Origin of the sequence: Streptomyces sp. NBC_01525 (assembly GCF_045040405.1) — a bacterium.
Taxonomy (GTDB): Bacteria; Actinomycetota; Actinomycetes; order Streptomycetales; family Streptomycetaceae; genus Streptomyces; species Streptomyces benahoarensis.
In genome coordinates, this window is the sequence record NZ_CP109397.1 from 5,909,882 (window position 1) to 5,933,109 (window position 23,228).

The 23,228-nt window shown below is 74.5% G+C and carries 17 protein-coding genes; 14 read left to right on the top strand and 3 right to left on the bottom strand.

The window, feature by feature from the left end:
* Positions 1–6: 6 nt before the first annotated feature.
* Positions 7–663 carry a hypothetical protein gene (locus OG422_RS25810; protein WP_143943400.1) on the top strand — a complete coding sequence of 219 codons (657 nt, stop codon included), beginning with the start codon at positions 7–9 and terminating at the stop codon, positions 661–663.
* Complete coding sequence (locus OG422_RS25815; RefSeq protein WP_405746094.1) at positions 644–1,486, top strand: inositol monophosphatase family protein; 843 nt, start codon at positions 644–646, stop codon at positions 1,484–1,486. The genes OG422_RS25810 and OG422_RS25815 overlap by 20 nt, the downstream gene beginning before the upstream one ends.
* Positions 1,487–1,591: 105 nt before the next feature.
* Here OG422_RS25815 and OG422_RS25820 read toward each other — a convergent pair whose 3' ends face one another.
* The gene (locus OG422_RS25820; RefSeq protein WP_405746097.1) at positions 1,592–2,779 is read right to left on the bottom strand and encodes an SLC13 family permease; all 1,188 of its coding nucleotides are present in this window, start codon (positions 2,777–2,779) and stop codon (positions 1,592–1,594) included.
* Positions 2,780–3,052: 273 nt separating this feature from the next.
* Between OG422_RS25820 and OG422_RS25825 the strand changes: the two genes are divergently transcribed.
* The 5 genes from OG422_RS25825 to OG422_RS25845 all read left to right on the top strand — a co-directional run bounded on the left by OG422_RS25825 (position 3,053) and on the right by OG422_RS25845 (position 14,509).
* Positions 3,053–8,866: a TIR domain-containing protein gene (locus OG422_RS25825; protein WP_405746100.1), complete on the top strand. Its 5,814-nt coding sequence runs from the start codon at positions 3,053–3,055 to the stop codon at positions 8,864–8,866.
* A gap of 238 nt (positions 8,867–9,104) precedes the next feature.
* Complete coding sequence (locus tag OG422_RS25830) at positions 9,105–10,931, top strand: gamma-glutamyltransferase family protein (protein ID WP_405746103.1); 1,827 nt, start codon at positions 9,105–9,107, stop codon at positions 10,929–10,931.
* A 110-nt stretch (positions 10,932–11,041) separates the two neighbouring features.
* Positions 11,042–11,941 (top strand): inositol monophosphatase family protein, encoded by a 900-nt coding sequence (locus tag OG422_RS25835; RefSeq protein ID WP_405746105.1) that lies wholly within the window; start codon positions 11,042–11,044, stop codon positions 11,939–11,941.
* A 51-nt stretch (positions 11,942–11,992) separates the two neighbouring features.
* Positions 11,993–13,405, top strand: coding sequence for an NAD(P)/FAD-dependent oxidoreductase (locus OG422_RS25840; protein WP_143944349.1), 1,413 nt, complete (start codon positions 11,993–11,995; stop codon positions 13,403–13,405).
* Positions 13,406–13,552: 147 nt separating this feature from the next.
* The gene (locus OG422_RS25845; protein WP_405746109.1) at positions 13,553–14,509 is read left to right on the top strand and encodes an NAD-dependent epimerase/dehydratase family protein; all 957 of its coding nucleotides are present in this window, start codon (positions 13,553–13,555) and stop codon (positions 14,507–14,509) included.
* Positions 14,510–14,537: 28 nt separating this feature from the next.
* Here OG422_RS25845 and OG422_RS25850 read toward each other — a convergent pair whose 3' ends face one another.
* Complete coding sequence (locus OG422_RS25850; protein WP_143944678.1) at positions 14,538–15,065, bottom strand: helix-turn-helix domain-containing protein; 528 nt, start codon at positions 15,063–15,065, stop codon at positions 14,538–14,540.
* A 67-nt stretch (positions 15,066–15,132) separates the two neighbouring features.
* Between OG422_RS25850 and OG422_RS25855 the strand changes: the two genes are divergently transcribed.
* Positions 15,133–15,777: a dihydrofolate reductase family protein gene (locus OG422_RS25855; RefSeq protein ID WP_405746113.1), complete on the top strand. Its 645-nt coding sequence runs from the start codon at positions 15,133–15,135 to the stop codon at positions 15,775–15,777.
* A 155-nt stretch (positions 15,778–15,932) separates the two neighbouring features.
* Positions 15,933–16,484, top strand: coding sequence for an O-acetyl-ADP-ribose deacetylase (locus OG422_RS25860; protein ID WP_405746116.1), 552 nt, complete (start codon positions 15,933–15,935; stop codon positions 16,482–16,484).
* Positions 16,485–16,590: 106 nt separating this feature from the next.
* Here the strand turns inward: OG422_RS25860 and OG422_RS25865 are convergent, their stop codons facing one another.
* On the bottom strand, positions 16,591–17,046 hold the full coding sequence (locus OG422_RS25865) for a MarR family winged helix-turn-helix transcriptional regulator (RefSeq protein WP_405746119.1): 456 nt from the start codon (positions 17,044–17,046) through the stop codon (positions 16,591–16,593).
* 283 nt (positions 17,047–17,329) lie between these two features.
* On the opposite strand from OG422_RS25865, the gene OG422_RS25870 reads away from it, so the two are divergent.
* The 5 genes from OG422_RS25870 to pip all read left to right on the top strand — a co-directional run bounded on the left by OG422_RS25870 (position 17,330) and on the right by pip (position 23,165).
* Entirely contained in the window at positions 17,330–19,174 is a 1,845-nt protein-coding gene (locus OG422_RS25870; protein ID WP_405746121.1) for a flavin-containing monooxygenase, read from the top strand.
* A complete protein-coding gene (locus OG422_RS25875; protein ID WP_405746123.1) occupies positions 19,171–20,847 on the top strand; it encodes an SMP-30/gluconolactonase/LRE family protein in 1,677 nt (558 codons plus the stop codon). Before OG422_RS25870 ends, OG422_RS25875 begins: the two co-directional genes overlap by 4 nt.
* A complete protein-coding gene (locus tag OG422_RS25880; RefSeq protein ID WP_405746126.1) occupies positions 20,844–21,617 on the top strand; it encodes an SDR family NAD(P)-dependent oxidoreductase in 774 nt (257 codons plus the stop codon). Before OG422_RS25875 ends, OG422_RS25880 begins: the two co-directional genes overlap by 4 nt.
* A 155-nt stretch (positions 21,618–21,772) precedes the next feature.
* Entirely contained in the window at positions 21,773–22,153 is a 381-nt protein-coding gene (locus tag OG422_RS25885; protein WP_405746129.1) for a 5-carboxymethyl-2-hydroxymuconate Delta-isomerase, read from the top strand.
* Positions 22,154–22,196: 43 nt separating this feature from the next.
* Positions 22,197–23,165, top strand: coding sequence for a prolyl aminopeptidase (gene pip / locus OG422_RS25890; protein WP_405746131.1), 969 nt, complete (start codon positions 22,197–22,199; stop codon positions 23,163–23,165).
* The last annotated feature ends 63 nt before the right edge of the window (positions 23,166–23,228 follow it).

A 23,228-nucleotide genomic window follows, 5' to 3' on the forward strand; every position in this document is an offset into this window, starting at 1 on the left:
CGGCTCATGGACTACGACACGCTCGACCGACTGCTCCGGCCCGGCACGGCGCGGGGCGCGCCCCGCGCCGGGGTCACCGGTGTCCTGGAGGACATCGCCCGCGGCAGAAGGGAGTTGCGCGCGGTCCACCACCCGCTCGGCTTCCTCTGCCTGCCGCTGGTCCGCGACGGCGCCCGCGGTGTCTGCGTCCACCTCTTCGGCACCGGCACCCGCGCCGACCCCACCGCCGCCCCCATGCACGCCCACAGCTGGGAGCTGCGCAGTTACGTCCTCTACGGCCGGGTCGGTAACCTCCCGGTCACGGTGACGGACGCCGCGCACGCCCCCACGCACCGCATCTTCGAGGTCATCAGCGCCCCCTCCGGCGTCGACGAACTGCGCCCCACCTCCCGCCTGGTGCGCTGCGAGCCGGGCCCCGCCGCCTCCAGCGGCAGCGGTGAGACGTACAGCCTGCCGGCCGGTGAGTTCCACGCCACCGTCACGCGCGACGAGCCCGCCGCCACCCTGGTGCTCGGCCGGTCGCTGCCCGGCCACACCGACCTCTCCCTGGGCCCCCTGCACGGCCGCGGCCACCGTACGGTGCGCCGGTTGTGCGGCGCGGAACACACCGAACGGACCGTCCGCACAGCACTCAGGAGGATCCATGCCGAGCAGCGCGAGTGACCGGGACGCCGCACCGTACGCGTACGAGACGCGGGTGGCCGTCGCCGCCGCCGAGGAGGCCGGTGCGCTGCTGCGCGGGCGCTTCGGCGCGGCGCGGGCGGTGGGCGTGAAGGACGCCGAGGGCGATGTCGTCACCGACCTCGACCTGGCCGCCGAGAAAATCATCCTCGCCCGCCTCCAGACCCACTTCCCGCACGACCGGATCCTGTCCGAGGAGGCGGGCCTCCTCGACGCCGTCGGGCGCCGCACCTGGCTGGTGGACCCGCTCGACGGCAGCAACAACGTCGCGATCGGCCTGACCGCGTACGCCGTCGGCATCGGGCTGTGCGTGGACGGCGCGCCGGTCGTCGGGGTGGTGCACGAACCGGTCACCGGCTGCACCTGGCAGGCGGTCCGCGGCCGGGGCGCGACCTGCGGGCCGCACCGGCTGCCGGGACCGTCCGGCGCGGTGCCGCGCAGCGGGCCGGTGGTGGCCTGGACCCAGGGCCATGCGGTGGGCCGGGCCGATCCGGTGGCCGCCGGGCTGCGGGGGCAACTGGAGCGTAGCGCCCGGCGGGTGCTCCAGCTGTGGGCGCCGCTGCTGGGCTGGAGCATGCTGGCGCGCGGCGCGATCGACGGGTTCGTCGGCTACCGCGCGGAGGGCATCGACTTCCCCGCGGGCGCGCTGCTGGCCGCCGAGACGGGCGTGGAGTTCCGCACCCTGGGCGGCGGCCCCTTCACGGTGGGCTCCACGGGCCCGGACACCGACCGCAGCTTCGTCGCCGCCCGCGCGGACACCCTGACGTATCTGCTCGATGTGGTCGCGGAGGCGCGGTCGGCCTGACGGGGCCGACGGGCGGGAGCCGGGCCGACGGGCGGGAGCCGGGGCCTCGGGAGGCCCGGCCCCGCCGGTCCGTTCCGTGGTCACCGGCCCCGGTGACCGGCCGTTTCAGCCCACCGCCAGCGCCGCCGTGGCCGCCAGCGTCGCCGTCACGGCCAGGACGAAGCCCGTCCCCATGAAGCGCCGCAGCGGGATGACGGTGCCCTGGCCGCGGCACCGTTCGAACCACAGCAGCGTCGCCAGCGACGCCCACGGGGTGACCAGCGGGCCGACGTTGGTGCCGATCAGCAGCGCCAGCAACTGGTGATGGTTGCCGACCGGCACCGCCGCCTCGCCCGCCATGTAGACCGGCAGGTTGTTGAGGACGTTGGACAGGCCCGCGCCGACGCCCGCCGAGCGGAGCATGCCGAGGAGGCCGCCGTCCGGCCCGATCGCGGCCGTCAGCAGCGAGTGCAGCCCGTGCGCGTTCACCGTCTCGACGACCAGGAACATCCCCGGCACCAGCACCAGCAGCCGCCACGGCACCAGCGACCAGCGCAGCTCGGCGGGGCGCCGCAGCGCGAACGCCACCACCACGATCAGCATCGTCGTCAGCGACGCCGACCACAGCGGCACGTCCGCGACGAGGATCGCCACCAGGAACCCGGCACACGCCAGCGCGCACACCCGGAACAGCACCGGATCGGCCGGGGCCTGCCGCTCGGGCGGGACGTACGCGTCCGAGCCCCGCCGTCCGCGCCGCCAGTGGAAGCCCCACAGGCACGCCGTCGTCACGGCGATCGCGGCCAGTTGGGGCAGGCCCATCGTCGCGGCCATCTCGGTGGGGGAGAGCCCGACCCGGTCCGACGCCAGCAGATTGGTCAGGTTCGACACCGGCAGCAGCAGGCTCGCGGTGTTCGCCAGCCAGACCGTCGTCATCGCCAGCGGCACCGGCGCGATGCCGACCCGTCCGGCCAGCGCCAGCATCACGGGCGTCAGCAGCACCGCTGTGGTGTCGAGGTTCAGCGCGATGGTGGTGACCGACGCGAAGAGCACACAGAGTCCGAACAGCCGCGGATAGCTGCCCTTCCCGGTCCGCGCCACCCAGGACGCCACCGCGTCGAACACCTCGGCCCGACCGGTCAGTTCGGCCATCACGATGACCGTGGCGAGGAAGGCGAGCAGCGGCCCGATGCGCGCCATCGCCTCCCCGGCCGGTGCGGTCGGCAGCAGCCCCGTGGCCACGCACACCAGGCCGCAGGCGAGCAGCCCGGCGGCGAGCCAGTCCAGGGGATGCAGACGCGTGAGGAATCGCACGCCCGACAGCGTCGCACACACGCCCGGACGGGGCGGGGGGGGTGGGGAGGGTCAAGGGCCTCGGCGGAAGGCTCCGGCGCCCGCGGCCCGCCCCCGCACGCCGGAGCCCGGCGGCGCCCGGACGTCCCACCGCCCGCGCCCGGCCCCGGCAGCCGACGGCGGCCCGGTCACGCCCGTCCGCGGCGTCCCGCCCGCGCTCACGGGCCCTCCGCCCGCCCGCGTGATCCTTTCAACCACCTGCCCCGTCACCCCTCGACCTCCTACGATGGGGACATGGTGACTGACGGGGAACTGCTCGGCTGGACGCGTGACTTGGACTTCTTCATCAGCTATTCGCCCGCCGACGAGCAATGGGCGTCCTGGATCGCGTGGACCCTGGAGGAGGCCGGGTACCGCACCGTCATCCAGGCGTGGGACTTCGTCGCCGGGACCAACTTCATCGACTTCATGGACCGCGGCGTCAGCGAATCCGTCGCCGTCATCGCCGTCCTCTCCGGCCACTACGGCCGCTCCACCTACGGCCGCATGGAATGGCAGGCCGCGCTCCGCGCCGAACCGGAGCAGCCCGAGCGGAAACTGCTGACCGTCCGCGTCGAGGACATCCCCATCGAGGGACTGCTCGCCACCATCACCTACGTCGACCTCGTCGGCGTCACCGACCCCGCGACCGCCCGGAGCATGCTGCTCACCCGCGTCGGCCAGGCCGTCGAGGGCCACGCCCGCCCCGGCCACAGCCCCGGCTACCCCGGCTCCCTCACCGCCACCGGCTCCTTCCAGCTGCCCGCGCCCGCCACCGACGACCGGCAGCGCCCGCTCGGCCGCACCGGCTGGTCCGGCCGCCGCCGCCCCGCCCGCGCCCCGCAGTACCCGCAGGCCCCCGGCCCGGCCCGCGAGCAGGGCGCGCTGACGGTGCTGCACCTCGCCGGCCCGGACTTCGGCCGCGGCCGCGAACCGGACGCGCTGCGCCGGGAGATCCGCAGCGACCTCGTCGAGCTGAAGGACGCCGGGGCGCCCTCGCCCGACCTCCTCGTCGTCACCGGCGACCTCACCGCCTCCGGCAGCCCCCGCGAATGCGACCAGGCCCTCAGCTTCCTCACCGGGCTGCGCTCCCAGCTCGACCTGCCGCCGCAGCGCGTCGTCGTCGTCCCCGGCAACCAGGACGTCAGCCAGGCCGCCTGCCGCGGCTACTTCCACACCTGCGAGGCCGACGAAATCCCGCCGCAGCCCCCGTACTGGCCCAAGTGGCGCCACTACACCCGCCTCTTCCGCGGCCTCTACGAGGGCCTGGACACCGTCTTCGACAGCGACCAGCCCTGGACCCTCTTCCCGGTCCCCGAACTCCACACCGTCGTCGCCGGGTTCAACTCCTCCATTGCCTCCAGCCACCGCCCCGACGACCAGTACGGCTTCCTCGGCCGCGACCAGGCCACCTGGTTCGCCGAGGCGCTGCGCGGCTACGAGGAGGAGGGCTGGCTGCGCATCGGCGCGCTCCGCCACCCGCTCACCGGCCGCCGCCGCCCCCAGGACTCCCCCGGTGGCCCTGGCACCCTCCGCGACGTCGACACCTTCACCCGGCTCGCCGCGCCCCGCCTCCACTTCGTCCTGCACGGCCCCAGCGGCGGCCCCCGCACCACCGGCGGCGAGCCGTCCCACGACCATCTCCCGCTCCACAACGGCGCCCTGTCGCTGTACGGTTCGGCCGCCCCCGCCGGGTTCGAGCTGCTGCACGTCACCGCCGACGGCGTCACCCGCTGGACCGGCGACGGCGGCACCGAACCGACCGTCTTCCCCGTCAGCTGGCAGGGCGCCGGACGGCTCTTCACCCCGCCCGGCGAGCCCGCCGGCCCGCCCGCCGCCGCGCCGCCCGCCGAGCACCGCGCCGTCGACGAGCCCGCCGACTCCCTCGCCGAACGCGTCAAGGAGGTCTGCCGCGCCCGCCAGGAAGGCGTCCGCCTCCGCGACGTGCCCCGCGCCACCGCCGACGACCTCACCCAGATCATGGTCACCTGGAGCGACGAGGGCGTCATCCGCCAGCAGCGCATCGCCGTCCACCCCGGCACCCCCACCGACGCCGAACTCGACCGTTTCCTCGCCCAGGCGCTCGCCACCGACACCGGCTCCGACGCCGAACTGGTCCACGACGGGCCGCCGCCCGAGCAGGCGCTCCGCGAACGCGCCGGGCGCCGCGGCGTCCGCGTCCGCAGCTTCCTCGAATTCCAGGGCCTGCTGGACCTGCGCTCCTACGTCACCGCCCAGACCGCCCGGCTGAGCAGCGACGACCGCTACGCCCCCGACCTCTACCTCCCGCAGCGCTACCGCGACGCCGAACGCCCCGACGCCGACGCCCGCGACCACCTCGTCGAGGAGATGCTCCAGCTCCTGGAGACCGACCACGGCCGCTTCCTGCTGCTCCTCGGCGACTTCGGACACGGCAAGACCTTCGCCCTGCGCGAGCTGGCCCGCCGTATCCCCGAACGCCTCCCACACCTCACCCCGCTGCTCATCCCGCTGCACACCCTCGACCGCGCCCACAGCCTCGAAGGGCTCGTCGCCGCCCACCTCGCCGGGCATGACGTCGACACCATCGACCTGCGCGCCCTGCGCTACATGCTCGGCCAGGGCCGCGTCGTCCTCCTCTTCGACGGCTTCGACGAACTCGTCAACCGCGTCAGCTACGACCGCGCCGCCGACCACCTCCAGGTCCTCCTCAACGCCGCCGTCGACAACGCCAAGATCGTGGTCAGCAGCCGCACCCAGCACTTCAAGTCCCAGGACCAGGTCCTCACCGCGCTCGGCGAACGCGTCGGACTGCTCTCGCAGCGCCGCATTCTCGCCGTCGAGGGCTTCGTCCCCGAGCAGATCCGCGCCTACCTCGTCAACCGCTACGGCGACGAGGAGACCGCCGCCCGCCGCTTCGAACTCCTCGGCAACATCCCCGACCTGCTCGCCCTCTGCGCCAACCCCCGGCTGCTGAGCTTCGTCGCCGACCTCGACCCCGACCAGCTGCGCGCCGTCGCGGGCGCCGGACGCGCCCTGAGCCCCGCCCGGCTCTACGAGGACGTTTTCACCGCCTGGCTCGTCCACGAGGAACGCCGCGGTCAGGGCGGTCCCGGTGCCGCCCCCGGCCTCACCCTCGACCACCTCTGGGCCGCGGTCACCGCCCTCGCCCGCCGCCTGTGGGAGGCCGGCCGCAGCGCACTCCACCTCGACGAGCTGACCGACACCGTCGCCACCGCCCTCACGGGGCTCGCCGGGACCACCCTCACCACCCAGGAGAGCGCCCAGGCGGTCGGCGCCGGTTCGCTGCTGATCCGCACCGACGACGGCCTGTTCCAGTTCATCCACGGCTCAGTCGTCGAATGGCTCATCGCCCGCGAGGCCGCCGACCGCCTCTCCGACGGCGACAGCGCCCTGCTCGCCGCCCGCCCGCTGAGCGCCCTGGCCGTCGAGTTCTTCTGCGACCTCGCCGACCACGACCTGTCCACCGCCTGGGTCCGCACCGTCCTCAACGCCCCCGGGCCCGGCGTCAGCGACGCGGCGCGCGCCAACGCCATCCGCGTCATCGACCGGCTCCGCGTCCCCGCCGGTGCCGATCTGCGTGCCGCCCGCCTCTCCGGCGAGGACCTCTCCGGTCGCGACTTCTCCGGCGTCGACCTCACCGGCGCCGACCTCACCGACACCCGCCTCATCGGCGCCAACCTCTCCGGCGCCGTACTGCGCGACGCCCGCCTCAACGGCGCCCGCCTCGACCACGCCGACCTCTCCGGCGCCGACGTCACCGGCGCCGACCTGCGCGGCGCCCGCCTGACCCGCGCCGATCTGCGCGGCGCGGTGTTGACCCGCAGCCGCTGGCACCGCGCCGCGCTCATCGACCCGCTCATCGACCCGCAGGTCCGCGCCGCCCCCGAACTGCGCACCGCCGCCCTCGCCCCCGGCATGCCCGTCGAGGTCGGCTTCCGCCCCGCCGCCGTCGGCGTCCCGTACGGCTTCGACATGCGCACCAGCCGGCTGCCCGAACCCCTCTCGTACAGCCCCGAGGGCGAACTCCTCGCGGTGGGCAGCGAGGACGGCGGGGTGCTGGTCTGCGCCGCCGACACCGGCCGCGCGCTGCGCACCCTGCACGGCCACGAAGGGCGCGTCTACGCCGTGAAGTTCCGCTCCCGCGTCCTCGTCACCGGCGGCGCCGACGGCACCGTACGCCTGTGGGACCCGGTCTCTGGACGCCAGATGCACCGCCTGGACATCCACCCCGGCGGCGTCTGGCCGGTCTCCCTCGACGACGCCGGCACCCTCCTCGCCACCGGCGACGCCGACGGCCTGGTCACCGTCTGGGACACCGCCACCGGCGAACCGCTCCAGCAGCTGCCCGGCCACACCGCCCCCGTCTACACCGCGGTGTTCAGCGCCGACGGCCGCACCCTCATCACCGGCGACGCCGCCGCCAACCTCCGCATCTGGGACACCCGTACGGGAGAGTGCACCGGCACCCTCGACGGCCATGAACACGCCGTGTTCCGCGCCCGGTTCAGCCCCGACGGCACCCTGCTGGCCACCGGCGACCACGGTGCCGACGGCCGCGGCACGGTCCGCGTCTGGGATCTGGCCGGGCGCCGGCTGCTGCACACCTTCACCGGCCACACCGGCCGTGTCTACACCCTCGACTTCCACCCCGAGGGGAACCTCCTCGTCAGCGGCGACACCGACGGCCAGGTACGGCTGTGGGACCCGGTCGTCGGCGCGCCCGCGGGCGCCCTGGAGCGGTGCACCGGCGCCGTCTATCAGGTGATGTTCGGCAACGGCGGACGGCTCCTGGCGGCCTGCGACAGCGACGGCACCGTCCGGCTGTGGCGCGTCGCGCTGAGCGGCGGCCACCGCGCCATCAGCCTGCTGCGGCAGCAGCCCGTCGAGCACCGCGGCTCCGCCTGGGCCTGCCGGTTCCGCCCGCAGGGCAGCCAGCTCGTGACCGTCGGCAACGACGGCGGCGCGCAGATCTGGGACGCCGACACCGGGCAGGGCCAGCGGATCCTGCGCGGCCACGGCCGCCGGGTCAACACCGTCGCGTTCAGCGCCGACGGCGCCCGCCTCGCCACCAGCGGCAACGACGGCATCGTCCGCCTCTGGGACGCCCGCACCGGCCGCCGCACCGCCGAACTCACCGGCCGCGGCGACCGGTTGATCTCCGGCGTCTTCAGCCCCGCCGGTCCGATACTGGGTACCGCCAGCAACGACGGCGACGTCTACCTCTGGAACGCGGTGACCGGCGAATACCTGCGCGAGATCGATGTGGAGACCGACCACACCTGGGCCGAGGCGTTCAGCGCCGACGGCACGCTGCTCGCCACCGCCAACGACGACGACTCCGTCCGCCTGTGGTGGCGCGCCACCGGCGCCCATATCGCTACCCTCGCCGACCACCGGGGCCGGGTGCGGTCCATCGCCTTCCGTAGCGACGGCACCGCCCTTGCCACCGGCTGCGACGACGGACGGGTCCGCCTCTGGGAGCAGGAGAGCGGCCGGATGACCGCCGAACTCGACGGTCACGCCGACCGCGTCTACGCCGTCACCTTCGGCGCCGACAGCGACTGGCTGGCCAGCGCCTCCTGGGACGGCACCGCCCTCATCTGGCGCGACGGCGCACCCCGCCACGTCCTGACCGGGCACCACGGCCGCCTCTGGGCGGCCGTCGCCCACCCCCGGCTGCCGCTGCTCGCCACCGCCGGTGACGACCGCGTCATCTGCCTCTGGGACGCCCGCACCGGCACCCGCGTCGCCCGCCTCACCGGCCACACCGGACGCATCTTCTCCCTCGCCTTCAGCCCCGACGGCACCCGCCTGGCCAGCGGCGGCGAGGACGGCACCGTCCGCCTGTGGAACGTCCCCGCACCGGACGGCCCGCCCACCCCGCACGCCACGCTCATCGGCGTCGCCGGCGGCTGGGCGGCGCTGACCCCCGAGGGCGGCTACAAGTACGAGGGCGAGGTCACCGGCGAGTTCTGGCACGTCGTCGGCATGGCCCGCTTCACCCCGGGCGAGCTGGACGAGTACCTGCCGGGGGTCCACCGGCTGCCGCTCGACGGGGAGTTGTGACGGGGCGGGGGACCGGCGTCCACGGATACGGAAAATCAAGGTGTCCGTGCATCGAGCCCGGATGAAGAGGGAAACGGCCAGCAGGAAAAGCGAACACCGCCCCGGGCGCATGCCCGCCCCGGCGCGCCCCCCATTGCACCCCGCACGCCCCGTGCGATCTGCTGACCCCGTAGATCGCCCCGCCGGGCCGGTGTCCGTCCGGCCCGGTGGCCGCCCGCGTCCACCGAGGAGTCCGCCCGTGTTCACCACCCGCCCCACCCTCCAAGGCACCTTCGGGATGGCCGCCACCACCCACTGGCTGGCATCCCAGTCCGCCATGGCGGTGCTGGAGGACGGCGGCAACGCCTTCGACGCGGCCGTCGCCGCCGGATTCGTCCTGCACGTCGTTGAACCGCATCTGAACGGCCCGGCGGGCGAGGTGCCGATCCTCCTCGCCCCGGCGGGCGGCCCCGTGCGCGTCCTGTGCGGCCAGGGCCCCGCGCCCGCCGGGGCGAGCATCGCCCACTACACCGGCCTCGGCCTCGACCTGGTACCCGGCACCGGACCCCTCGCCGCCGCCGTGCCCGGCGCCTTCGACGCATGGATGCTGTTGCTCCGCGACCACGGCACCCGACGCCTCGCCGACGTCCTGCGGTACGCCATCGGGTACGCCGAACACGGCCACCCCGCCGTCGAGCGGATAGGCGAGACCGTCGCCACCGTCCGCGACCTCTTCACCACCGAGTGGACCACCTCCGCCGCGCTCTACCTGCCCGACGGCCGCCCGGTCGCCCCGGGCGCGCTGCTCCGCAACCGCCCGCTGGCCGCGACCTGGCGGCGGCTGACGGCCGAGGCGGAGGCCGCCGGGCCCGGCCGCGAGACGCAGATCGACGCGGCCCGCCGGATCTGGCGCGAGGGCTTCATCGCCGACGCCCTCGCCGATTTCGCCGCCCGCCCCGCCATGGACACCTCCGGGGAACGCCACACGTCCACCCTCACCGGCGACGACCTCGCCGCGTACACCGCCACCTACGAGGACCCGGTCACCCACGACTGGAACGGCTGGACCGTCGCCAAGGCAGGCCCCTGGTCACAGGGCCCCGCCTTCCTCCAGCAACTCGCCCTGCTGCCCGGCACCCTGCCGCCCTACGGCGGCCCCGAGTACGTCCACACCCTGATCGAGGGCTGCAAACTCGCGATGGCCGACCGCGAGGCGTGGTACGGCGACGCGGCCGACGTCCCCGTCACCACGCTCCTCGGCGACGCCTACAACGCCGCCCGCCGCGCCCTGATCACCGACACCGCCAGCCATGAGCTGCGGCCCGGCAGCCCCGACGGCCGCACCCCGCGGCTCGCCCGCCACGCCCGCGCGGCCGCCGCGGGCGCCGCCGCAGGCGCCTGGTCCCCGGGCGCCGGGGAACCGACCGTCGGCACCGGCCTTCCCCGGGCCGCCGACCCGGTGACCGGCCCCGACGGCGCCACCCGGGGCGACACCTGCCACCTCGACATCGCCGACGGCTGGGGCAACCTCGTCTCCGCCACCCCCTCCGGCGGCTGGCTCCAGTCCAACCCCGTCGTCCCCGGCCTCGGCTTCCCGCTCGGCACCCGCCTCCAGATGACCTGGCTGGAAGAGGGCCTGCCGGGCAGCCTCACCCCGGGGCGCCGCCCCCGCACCACGCTGACGCCGTCGATGGCGCTGCGCGACGGCGTGCCCGTCATGGCGTTCGGCACCCCGGGCGGCGATCAGCAGGACCAGTGGCAGGTCCACTTCTTCCTCGCGGTGGCACTGCGCGAACGGGTCCGCTCCGGGCTCGACCTCCAAGGCGCCATCGACGCCCCGAACTGGCACAACGACTCCTTCCCCGGCTCCTTCCACCCCCGCACCATGCGCCCCGGCGCCGTCACCGTCGAGTCCCGCATCGGCCCGGACGTCATCGACGGGCTGCGCCGCCGCGGCCACCACGTCACCGTCGGCGGCCCCTGGTCGGAGGGGCGGCTCTGCGCCGTGGCCCGCGACCCGGAGACCGGGGTGCTTTCGGCCGCCGCGAACCCGCGCGGTATGCAGGGCTACGCGGTCGGACGCTGAGCCGCCCGCAGGTCACGGGCGGTGCCCGGCACCCGACCGTGGCCTGCGGGGCACCCGGAATTCACCTGTGGTCCGGCTGCCGTGTCAGTGGGGCATGGTTCGATGGAGACATGATCGAAGCAGTCGATAACCGCAATCCGGGAGAAATCGCACACCACGCCGCCGCCCCGGCCGCCCGGCCGATGGCCGCCGTTCCGACGCCCGAGGAAGCCGCCGCCGTCGAGGACGCGATCCGCCGCGCCGCGGCCGAGGAGATCCTGCCGCGCTTCCGGCAGCTCGCCGCCGAGGACGTCGTGGAGAAGAACGGCCCGCACGACCTCGTCACCGTCGCCGACCGCCGCGCCGAGGAGCAGCTCACCGCCGCCCTCACCGCGCTGCTGCCCGGCTCCGTGGTCGTCGGCGAGGAAGCCGTCCACGCCGACCCGTCGATACTCGACGCGCTGCACGGCGACGCCCCCGTCTGGATCGTCGACCCGGTCGACGGCACCCGCCAGTTCGTCCACGGCGACCCCGGCTTCGCCACCCTCGTGGCCCTCGCCCACCACGGCGAGATCCTCGCCTCCTGGACGTACGCGCCCGCCCTCGGCCTGATGGCGGTCGCCCGCCGAGGCCACGGCGCCACGCTCAACGGCGCGCCGCTCGTGCCGCACCCCGCCGTGCCCGGCGCCGCCCTCGAAGTTGCCATCTCCCACTACGACTTCACCACCGACGACCAGAAGCGGGTGCTCGGCGCCCTCGACACCGACGGCGTCGCCCCGCGCCCCTGCGGCTCGGCCGGTCTGGAGTATCTGCGCATCGCCCGCGGCGAGATAGCGGCGACGGCCTTCAGCTGGGAGAACGCCTGGGATCACGCCGCCGGACTGCTCCTCGTCCGGGAGACCGGCGGCACCGATGCCACCGTCGCCGGGGTGCCGTTCGCCCTGACCGGGGGCAACGCCCTGCCCTTCACCGCGGCGCGGGATGCCGAGGTGGCCCGGCGTATCCTCGGACTGCTGGCAGCCGCCAACTGACCCCCGCGGCGGCGGGGGCCGCACACGAGGGGAGTGGCGCAGGTGCCGAGAATGCTCGATGCCGTGGTGATCGGGGCGGGGCCCAACGGCCTGACGGCCGCGGTCGAACTGGCCCGCCGCGGGCTGGCCGTGGAGGTCTTCGAGGCCCGCGACACCATCGGCGGCGGCGCCCGCACCGAGGAGCTGACCCTCCCCGGCTTCCGCCACGACCCCTGCTCGGCCGCGCACCCCTTCGGCATCGGCTCCCCGGCGTTCGCCACGATGCCGCTCGCCCGGTACGGCCTGGAATGGCTCCACGCCGAGCTGCCGATGGCGCACCCCTTCCCGGACGGTACGGCCGCGGTGCTCGCCCGCTCCGTCAGCGCGACCGCCCGGTCCTTCGGCGCCCATGACGCCGGTGCGTACCGCAGGCTCGTCGCCCCGTTCCTCGGCAAATGGGACACGATGGCGCAGGACTTTTTGCGCACCCAGTGGCTGGGCCTGCCGCGCGACCCGGTGACGTACGCCCGCTTCGGGCTGACCGCGATGCAGCCGATCACCCTGCTGGAGCGCCGCTTCCGCGACGAGAAGGCCCGCGGTCTGCTCGCCGGTCTCGCCGCCCACGCCATGGCCCCGCTCGGCGGCTTCGGCACCAGCGGCCTGGCCCTGATGTTCGCGCTTGCCGGGCACGAGCGCGGCTGGCCGGTGGCGCGCGGCGGCTCCCAGGCGATCTCCGACGCGCTCGCCGGGCTGCTGCACGACCACGGCGGCGTCGTCCACACCGATTTCGAGGTCAAGCGGCTCGACGATCTGCCCCCGGCCCGCGCCTACGTCTTCGACACCTCGCCCACCGCGCTCGCCCGCATCGCCGGTCTGGGCAACGCCTACCGCGACGTCCGGTACGGCCCGAGCGTCTTCAAGATCGACTACGCGCTCTCCGGCCCGGTGCCCTGGACCGCCGAGGAGGCCCGCCGGGCCGGGACCGTCCACCTCGGTCCGACCAGCGGCGAGATCGCCGCGGCCCTGGACGCCGCCTCCCGGGGCGCGGATCCCACCGTCCCGTTCCTGATCACCACCCAGCCCAGCCTCATCGACGACACGCGCGCCCCCGAGGGCAAGCACACCTTCTGGGCGTACGGCCATGTCCCCAACGGCTGGGAGGGCGATGCGACCGAGGTCGTCGAGCGGCAGATCGAGCGGTTCGCCCCGGGCTTCCGCGATCTGGTGCTGGCCCGCGCCGTCGCAGGTCCGCCCCAACTCGCCGCCCGTAATGCCAACTACGTCGGCGGCGACACCGCCACCGGCTCCGCCGCGGGCCTGCGCCTGCTGATCCGCCCCAAGCTCGCCCGCGTCCCGTACGCCACCGCGCACCCGGCCGTCTTCCTCTGCTCCCAGGCGGCCCCGCCGGGACCGGGAGTCCACGGCATGTGCGGCCACCACGCCGCCCGCGTCGTCTGGCGTCATCTGCGGGGCGGCTCTCGCTGAGCTGCGCCTGAGCGCTCCGGGGCCGAGTCCCCGGAGCGCCGAGCCCCCGAAGCCGCGGGCGTGAGCGGGGCCCATGGGCCGCCACGGTCCGGGACGGTCCCCCGATGCCATGCAAGCGCCACCCGGCGACCGCTACCGTCAACTGCCATGCGCATCCTCGTTCTTGGCGGTACCTCATTCGTGGGCCGGGCCCTCGTGGAAGACGCGCTCCGAGTGGGCGCGGACGTGACACTGTTCGGCCGGGGCCGGACGGGACCCGAGCTGTTCCCGGGGGTGCCCCGGCGGATCGGCGACCGCGACACCGGCGACCACACGGCGCTACGGGAGGGGGCGTGGGACGCGGTCGTCGATGTCAGCGGCTATGTACCGCGCCATGTCGGCCAGGCCATGGACGCGCTCGGCGACCGCGTCGGCAGATATCTCTTCGTCTCCAGCCAGGCCGTGTACGCCCGTACGGGCGTGGCTGCCGGGGCGGACGAGGACACCCCGCGCCGACCGCCCGTCCGGGACACCGAGGAGCTGACGGAGGAGACCTACGGGCCGCTCAAGGTGGCCTGCGAGGACGAGGTGTCCGCCCGGTACGGCGCACGGGCGACCGTGGTGCGGCCGGGGAAGGTCGTGGGGCCGCACGAGGGGCAGGACGGCGTCACCTACTGGGTGCGCCGGGCCGCGCGGGGCGGGCGGGTGGCCCTGCCGGGCCGTCCGGAGCAGCCGGTCCAGGTGATCGACTCCCGGGATCTGGCCCGCCTGATCATGCGGCTGCTGGCGGACGACCGGCCCGGCGCGTTCCACGCGGTCGGACCGGCCGAACCGACCACCCTGGCCGGGCTGATCCACACCTGTGCGCGGGTCGCGGGCAGCAGCGTCGACCTCGTCCCGGTGCCCGCCGACGCGGTGTCGCCGCGGCTGCCGCTGGTCCGGCCCGAGCCGATGTGGCCGACCCAGCAACGCAGCCCGGCACGGGCGCGGGCCGCCGGGATGCCCGCGACCCCGCTGGAGGTGACCCTCGCCGATGTCCTCGCCTGGGACCGCGAGCGCGGCGAACCGCCCCTGGACCACGGCCTGACCCCGGAGGAGGAGGCGCGTCTGCTGGCCGGGGCGTGATCCGGGGCGGCCCGGACCGCGCTGCCGATCAGCCTTCCGCGACGGCGCGTTCGTAGGCCCGGGTGAGTTCGGCGAGGACGCCGTCGGAGGGCAGGGGGCGGCCTTCCAGGTGGGTGGCGCGGAGTTCGGCCATGAAGCGCTCGCCCATCTCGGGGCCGCCGCGCGCCAGAAGCTGGGCGCGGATGGCGAGTTCGGGCGTGGTGGGCAGCCAGCGGGCGCCCCAGGCGCCGAGCTGCGTCAGGAGCGGGACGAGTTCGATGGCCGCTTCGGTGAGCCGGTACTCGATCTTCTGCCGGTGGCTCGGATCGTCGTGCCGGGTCAGCAGACCGGCGCCCACGAGCTTGGTGAGGCGGGCGGCGAGGATGTTCGACGCGATGCCCTCGACGGAGTGGCCGAGCAGTTCGCGGAAGTGCCGGTGGCCACCGAACATGACGTCCCGCAGCACGACCAGGCTCCAACGGTCGCCCAGCAGCTCGACGGTGAGATTGATCGGGCAGCCCGACTTCCCCGGCGGCACGGGCAGTCGATCGGCCGGTTCGGGGTGCGGCGTGTCCATGGTGGAGTACGGTACCACCGGTTGTTGAATGCAATCGGATGATGTCGGTCGGCTCTGCGGAGGGTTCATGTCACAGCTGTTGCGGGTGCAGTGCTTCAACGTGTCACGGGACGGGTTCGGGTCCGGTGAGGGCCAGAGCCTGGAGCGCCCCTTCGGGCACGCGGACCCCACAGCCCTCTTCTCCTGGGCGGGCGCCACCGCCAGTTGGGTGAACCGCACGGACCCCGGCGGCACCCGCGGTCTGGACGACTACTTCACCCGCGATCACACCCGGGGCATCGGGGCGGAGATCATGGGCCGCAACAAGTTCGGCCCCCAGCGTGGCCCTTGGGAGAACCACGAGTGGCAGGGCTGGTGGGGCGACACCCCGCCGTTCCGCACGCCGGTCTTCGTCCTCACCCACCACCCGCGCCCGTCGTTCACCCTGGCCGACACCACCTTCCACTTCCTCGACGCGACACCGGCCGAGGCGTTGGCCCGCGCGAAGGAGGCCGCCGTCGGACGTGATGTCCGCCTCGGCGGGGGTGTCGCCACCCTCCGGGAATTCCTCGCCGCCGACCTGGTCGACACGTTGCACATCGCCGTCGCCCCCGTCGACCTCGGTCGCGGCGAACGGCTCTGGGAGAGCCCCGACGAACTCCTCGACCGCTTCCACCTTGAGAAGGTGCCGAGCCCCAGCGGCGTCACCCACCTGCTGTTCTGGAGGCGGTGACCGGTCGGCCCCGCCCGCCCGACGCCGCCCCGCCCGCGCACTCCAGGGCGTGTCCGCAAAGTCCCGCCTGGCTCGCGACGCTCTAGGGGGTGCCTTCCCGGTCTCCGTGGGGCCGTGACACGAAGAGCGAAAAGACACCCCCTAGGCTCCCGCCCATGAACGCCGCATCCGACGCCTCGCAGGCCCCGTCCGCCCCCGGCCCCCGGCTCGTCCTCGTACGGGGCGATATCACCGCGCAGCATGTGGACGCGGTGGTGAACGCCGCCAACTCCTCGTTGCTGGGCGGCGGGGGAGTGGACGGCGCGATCCACCGGCGGGGCGGTCCGGAGGTGCTGGCCGCCTGCCGTGAGCTGCGGGCGTCGCGGTACGGGCGGGGGCTGCCGACGGGCCGGGCGGTCGCGACCACGGCGGGCCGGCTGCCGGCGCGGTGGGTCATCCACACGGTCGGCCCCCGCTATGCGCCGGACGAGGACCGGTCCGCGTTGCTCGCCTCCTGCTACCGGGAGTCACTGCGCGTCGCCGATGAACTGGGCGCGCGTACGGTCGCGTTCCCCGCGGTGTCCGCCGGAATCTACGGCTGGCCGATGGCGGACGCCGCGCGGATCGCGGTGGAGACGGTCCGGGCCACGCCGACCGCGGTGGAGGAGGCCCGGTTCGTCCTCTTCGACGACCGGGCGTACGAGGCGTTCGCCGCGCAGGTGGCCTGACGCCGATGGCGGGCGGGCCCGGTCGCCGGAATCACCTGGAGACCGGCCCCAAGGCCCGGCCCCATGCCGAATCCCGGCCCCATGCCTGGGCCCGACACCTCAGCCCTCAGTCGCCCCGCGGCCAAGGCCGCCCCCCGAAGCGTTCGATGTCGGCGTTGAAGCGGCGCAGGTAGGCGGCGAAGGCGGTGAGGTCCTCGTCGGACCAGTCGGCCATCACGTGGTCCAGGGAGCGGACCGTGCCCTCGCGTTCCTCGTCGAGGGCGTGGGCGCCCCGGTCGGTGAGGCGGAACTTGCGGGCCATGCCGCCGTCGGGGTCGGGGATGCGCTCCACGTGACCGGCGCGGAGGGCCGCGGCGGTCTGCCGGTTGAGGGTGGAGGCGTCGAGGCCGAAGGCGTCGGCCAGTTCGCCGATCGACATGGGCCCCTGCACCCGGATGCGGCTGAGCAGGAGGTAGGCGCTGTGGTCCAGTTCGCCGCCCCGGCGGCGTCCGCCCCGCCGGTTCAGCGTGTGGCGGCTGAGCAACATCTGCTCGTACTCGATCGCGTCTGTCGGTCTGTCCATGCCTGCCGTCGCTTCCTGGTTCCTGCTGCTTGACGCCACATCGCCACCCCGCCCCCGCTGCGGAGAAATGGTCGCCCTTCATCCTCTCACGCGCTATGCATCGTGCATATTACGTGCGTGACGCATAGTGTGTGCACGATGCACATCGTCGCGCGCCCCCGGCGGCGTCCCGTATACCCCGCCGCCCGGCCCGTGTCGCCCGTACCGCCCCCACTCCCTGCCGCCGCCCGGTCCGTACCGCGCCCGCGTCGCGGCACGGACCACGGAGAGGAAGAGGAACACCATGTCCCACCCCCACGGCACGCCCGTTCCGCCCGGCGGCCCGCAGGCCGACGTCGACCTGGAAGCCCTCCGTGCCCGCTACCGCGCCGAGCGGGACCGCCGCATCCGGCCGGCGGGCCGCGGGCAGTATCAGCAGGTCACCGGCGAGTTCGGCTACTACGACGAAGACCCGTACGCCGACGGGGAGTTCACCCGTGAACCGCTGCACGACCGCGTCGAGGTGGTGATCCTCGGCGGCGGGTTCGGCGGGCTGCTCGCCGGTGCCCGGCTGCGGCAGGCGGGCGTGGCGTCGATCCGGGTGATCGAGAAGGGCGGCGACTTCGGCGGCACCTGGTACTGGAACCGCTACCCGGGCATCCACTGCGACATCGAGTCGTACATCTACCTGCCGCTGCTGGAAGAGCTGGACTACGTCCCGAAGTGGCGGTACGCGCCCGGCGAGGAGATCCGGCAGCACGCGCGGGCGATCGGCCGCGCCTTCGACCTCTACCGCGACGCCTGCTTCCGGACGCAGGTCACCGAGTTGCGCTGGGACGAGGGCGCGGCCGAGTGGCTCGTCGCCACCGACCGCGGCGACCGGATACGCGCGCGGTACGTGGTGACCGCCAGCGGCACCCTCAGCGAGGCGAAACTCCCCGGGATACCGGGCATCGAGACGTTCCGCGGGCGCACCTTCCACACCAGCCGCTGGGACTACGCGTACACCGGCGGCGACGCCGACGGGAATCTCCACCGCCTCGCCGACAAACGCGTCGCCCTGATCGGCACGGGCGCCACCGCCATCCAGTGCGTCCCCCATCTCGGCGCCGACGCCCAGGAGCTGTACGTCTTCCAGCGCACGCCCTCCTCGGTCGACGTCCGCGGCAACCGCCCCACCGACCCGGAGTGGGCCGCGGCCCTGACCCCCGGCTGGCAGCGGCGCCGCCGCGACAACTTCCTCACCCTCGTCACCGGCGGCCACGTGGACGAGGACCTGGTCGACGACGGCTGGACCAGCACCGCACGCCTCCAGCAGAAACTCATCCCCAGCGACAGCTACGCCGCGGTACCGCCCGAGGAACGCGAACGCGCCTACGAGCTGGCCGACTTCCGGAAGATGGACGAGATCCGGGCGCGGGTCGACGCCGTCGTCACCGACCCGGCGACCGCGGAACTCCTCAAGCCCTGGTACCGCTACATGTGCAAGCGGCCCACGTTCAGCGACAGCTACCTCCAGACGTTCAACCGCCCCCACGTCACCCTCGTCGACACCGCCGACAGCCACGGCGTGGAGCGGATCACCGAGCACGCGGTCGTCGCCGGCGGCCGCGCGTACGAGGTCGACTGCGTCATCTTCGGCACCGGCTTCGAGGTCGGCGTCTCGGGCCTGACCTCCGGACGGCTGCCGGTGTACGGCAGGGACGGCGTCGCTCTGACCGACATGTGGCGGCAGCGCGGCCCCCGGACGCTGCACGGCTTCTCCAGCCACGGATTCCCCAACCTCTTCCAGCTCGGGCCGCTGCAGAACGCCAGCTCCGTCAATTACGCCCACATCCTCGACGAGCAGGCCACCCATGTCGCCGAGGTCGTCGCCGCGGCCCGCCGCAGCGGCGCCCGCTGTGTCGAGCCGACCGCCGAGGCGGAGGACGCGTGGGTCGCCACGATCCGCGAGAAGGCCGCCGACCTGCACGCCTTCCAGGCCGAATGCACCCCCGGCTACTACAACAACGAGGGCAGGCCCCGCGAGCGCAGCGAGTCGTACGGCGACGGGCCGGTCGCCTTCCACGCCCTGCTCCGCGCCTGGCGTGCGGGCGGCGGGCTGCGCGAGGTGCTCATCGACGCGGAGCCGCACGGGGAGGACCGGTGAGCCGCCCCAGCCGCTACGGACCCTCCCCGGAGCCGTCGTCCCCCACCCGCCGGGAGGTGCGGCGGCTCAACCTCCCCAATCCGCTGTGGGGTTCGAACGGCATCGCGTTCGGCCCCGACGGGCGGCTGTACGTCGCGCAGTTCCTGGCCGGGCAGATCAGCGCCGTCGACCCGGCCACCGGGGACGTCGAGGTCGTCGTACCGATGGACGGCCCGGTGCAGTCGCCCGACGACCTCGCCTTTGGTGCCGACGGGTCGATGTACATCGCCGATCTGGTCCCCGGCCGGGTGTGGCGCCGCAGCCCGCAGGGCGTGTTCAGCCTCGTCTCCGACCAGGTGGCCGTGGTCAACGGCATCACCTGCGTCGGCGACCGGCTCTTCGTCAACGAGATGCGGATGAACGGCCGCCTGCTGGAGCTGTTCCCCGACGGCGGCGCGCCCCGGGTGCTCACCGAGGGTCTGGCCCTGGGCAATGCGATGCAGCTCGGGCCGGACGGGCACCTCTACTACCCGCATATGGTCACCGGCCAGGTGTGGCGGATCGCCCCGGACGGCGGGGCGCCGGAAAAGGTCGCCGAGGAGGTGCACGAACCGGTCGCGGTCCGCTTCGACCGGGGCGGCGTCCTCTCCGTCCTCTCCCGGGGCGCCGCCGGTCATGTCACCCGCATCGACCTGCACGGCACGGGCACCAGAACCGTCGTCACCAGCGGCCTCGCGGGCCTGGACAACGCGGCGTTCGACGCGGAGAACCGCATGTTCGTCTCCAGCTACGCCAGCGGCGGCATCACCGAACTCCACCCCGACGGCCGGACCCGGGAGATCGTCCCGCGCGGGCTCGACGGCCCCTACGGGGTGACCGTCGCCCCGACCGGCACGGTGTACGCCGCCGACCACTACCGGGTGGCCGGACCCGTGGACGGCGCCGGTTCCCACGGTGTGCCCACCGAGGTGCTGCGGCCGTTCGCCCACGGCATCGCCGCCGACGGCGACCTCCTCCACCTCACCTCGCAGTACGGCGAGGTCACCACGTACGACCCGGCCGACGGCACCACCCGGGTCCGGGCGCGCGGGCTGCGGCAGCCGACCGGTCTGTGCGTACGGCCCGACGGCGGGCTGATCGTCGCCGAGAGTGGCGCGGGCCGGGTGCTCGCCCTCGCCGCGGACGATGCGGTCACGGTGCTGGCCGAGGGGCTGGAGCGGCCCGTGGACGTCGCGCTCGACGCGGACGGCCGCTGCTACGTGAGCGACGAGCGGCGCGGGGCGGTGCTGCGGATCGACGACGGCCGGGCCACCGCCGTCGCGGACGGTCTGGACGCGCCGCAGGGGCTGGCCGTGATCGGCGACGAGGTGTTCACCGTGGAGAGCGGTGCGCGCAGGCTGACCGCGGTCGCGCTCACCACCGGCGAACGGCGTGTCGAGGCCGAGGAGTTGGCGGTCGGCCCGCCGCCGGACACCGCGCCCCGCGAGCGCCCCGCGCTGTTCACGCACGGCATGCCCGGGGTGGCCCCGCCGTTCGCCGGCCTCGCCGCCGCCCCCGACGGCTCGCTGCTCCTCGCCGCCAACGGCGAGGGCACGGTGCTGCGGCTGTCGCCCCGCAGACCACCGGAGCGTGATGCGTCGCCCGACGGCGGCGCCCCCGACGAGATCACCGCCCCTCACGAGGAGACCCCATGAGCACCACCACGACCCCTCCGGCCGGACGCAGCGTCGTCATCACCGGTGCCGCGTCCGGCATCGGTCGCGCCACGGCCCTGAAGTTCGCCGCGGACGGGGACCGGGTCCTGGCCGTGGACGTGAACCGCGACGGCGTCGAGGCCACCGTCCGCGCGATCGAAGAGGCCGGTGGTTCCGCCCTCGCCTTCGGCGGTGACCTCGGCGAACAGCGGGTCGTCGACGCGGTCGTCGAACGGGCCGTCGCGGCCTTCGGCGGGCTGGACGTCCTGGTCAACAACGCCGGGATCATGGACCGGATGTCGGCCCTCGGCGAGACCGACGACGCGGAGTGGGACCGGGTCCTGCGGATCAACCTCACCGCCCCCTTCCTGCTGACCCGCGCCGCGCTGCCCCACCTGCTGGCCGCCGGTGGCGGCGCGATCGTCTTCACCGCCTCCGAGGCGGGGCTGCGCGGCGGCGCCGCCGGAGCCGCCTACACCGCCGCCAAACACGGCGTGATCGGTCTGGTGAAGAACCTCGCCGTGACCTACCGCGACCAGGGCATACGGGCCAACGCCATCGCCCCCGGCCCCACCGCCACCGGCATCCGCGTCGACGCGGCACCGGAGGCGCACGGCCCCGCCGTGATCGGCCGGCTGATCGGCGCGGTCACCGGCCGCATCAGCAGCCCCGAGGAACAGGCCGCCGCCCTCGCCTTCCTCGCCTCCGACGCCGCCTCGTTCATCAACGGCGCCGTGCTGCCGGTGGACGGGGGCTGGTCGGCGGTCTGAGACGAGCCGCCGGGCGCCTGCCCGTACCGGAGCGGGCGGGCGCCGGGCCGGGGGACCGGGTGGCCCGGCCCGACGTCCGCCCCCTATGCGGTACCACCCCGCCACCCTCCTGTGGCACTGTCTACGTGGCCCGCACCGCGATCAGGAGTTTCCCCATGCCGCAGATCCTCGTCTCCTACGACGCGTCCCTGGACGACGTCCTCGACCGCCGGGCCTTCGCCCGGGAGCTGCACGCGGTGGCGGCGGAGACCGACGACGGCATCACGGTGGGTGGCTGCCGGACCCGTTTCCAGCGCGTCGAGGAGACCGTCGTCGGCGACGACCAGCCCGGACAGGCGCTGGTCCACCTGGAGTTCGCGATCCTGCCGGGCCGCACGGAGGTCGCCAAGCGGGCGCTGGGCGCCGCCGTCCTGGACGTGCTGCGCCGCCACACCGCCGTGGTGCCGCCCGGCACGGTGGTGCACGCCTCGGTGGACGTGACCGAACTGGGAACGGCCTACACCGCCTACAAGGGCCCCGGCGGCACGGGCGCCTGACCCGCCCGTCCCCGGCCACCGACCGGACCACGAGAGGGACACCATGACCGAGCCGTACCCGCCGATCGAACCGTACGACCGGGGCATGCTGGACGTCGGCGACGGGAACCTCGTGTACTGGGAGGTCTGCGGCAACCCGCACGGCAAGCCCGCCCTCGTCGTGCACGGCGGACCGGGTTCGGGCTGCACGGAGGGCGCCCGCCGGAACTTCGACCCGGCGCGCTACCGCGTCGTCCTCTTCGACCAGCGCGGCTGCGGCCGCTCCACCCCGCACGCCGCCGACCCGGCGACCGACCTGCGCCACAACACCACCGCGCATCTCGTCGCCGACATGGAACACCTCCGCACCCACCTCGGCATCGACCGCTGGCTGCTGTGCGGCGGCTCCTGGGGCTCGACGCTGATCCTCGCCTACGCCGAGCACCACCCGTCCCGCGTCTCGGAGATCGTCATCCCGAGCGTCACCACCACCCGCCGCCGCGAGACCGACTGGCTCTACCGGGGCGTCGGCCGCTTCTTCCCCGAGCAGTGGCAGCGGTTCCGCGAAGGCGTCCCGGAAGCGGACCGCGACGAGCGCCTGCTCACCGCGTACGCCGCGCTGATGTCCGACCCCGACCCGGCGGTACGGGAGCGGGCCGCGACCCGCTGGTGTGCCTGGGAGGACACGGTGCTCTCCCTGGAGCCGCACGGCGCGCCCGATGTGTACGGCGGCCGCCCCTCCGCGGCGCGGCAGGCGCTGGTACGGCTCTGCGCGCACTACTTCTCGCACGGCGCCTGGCTGGAGGAGGGCGCGCTGCTGCGCGATGCGGGCCGCCTCGCGGGTATCCCCGGCGTCCTCGTTCACGGGCGGCTCGACCTCAGTACGCCGCTGGAGACCGCCTGGGAACTGGCCCGCGCCTGGCCCGGCGCGGAGCTGACGGTCATCGACGACGCCGGGCACAAGGGCAGCGCGGCGACCCGGGACGCGGTGATCGGCGCGCTGGACCGGTTCGCGGGGGCCGACGGGGCGTGACCGGGCGCGGCACCCGCCGGTGGCCGGGGGAGGGCCGGGCCGTCAGCCGCTCGGCCACAACCG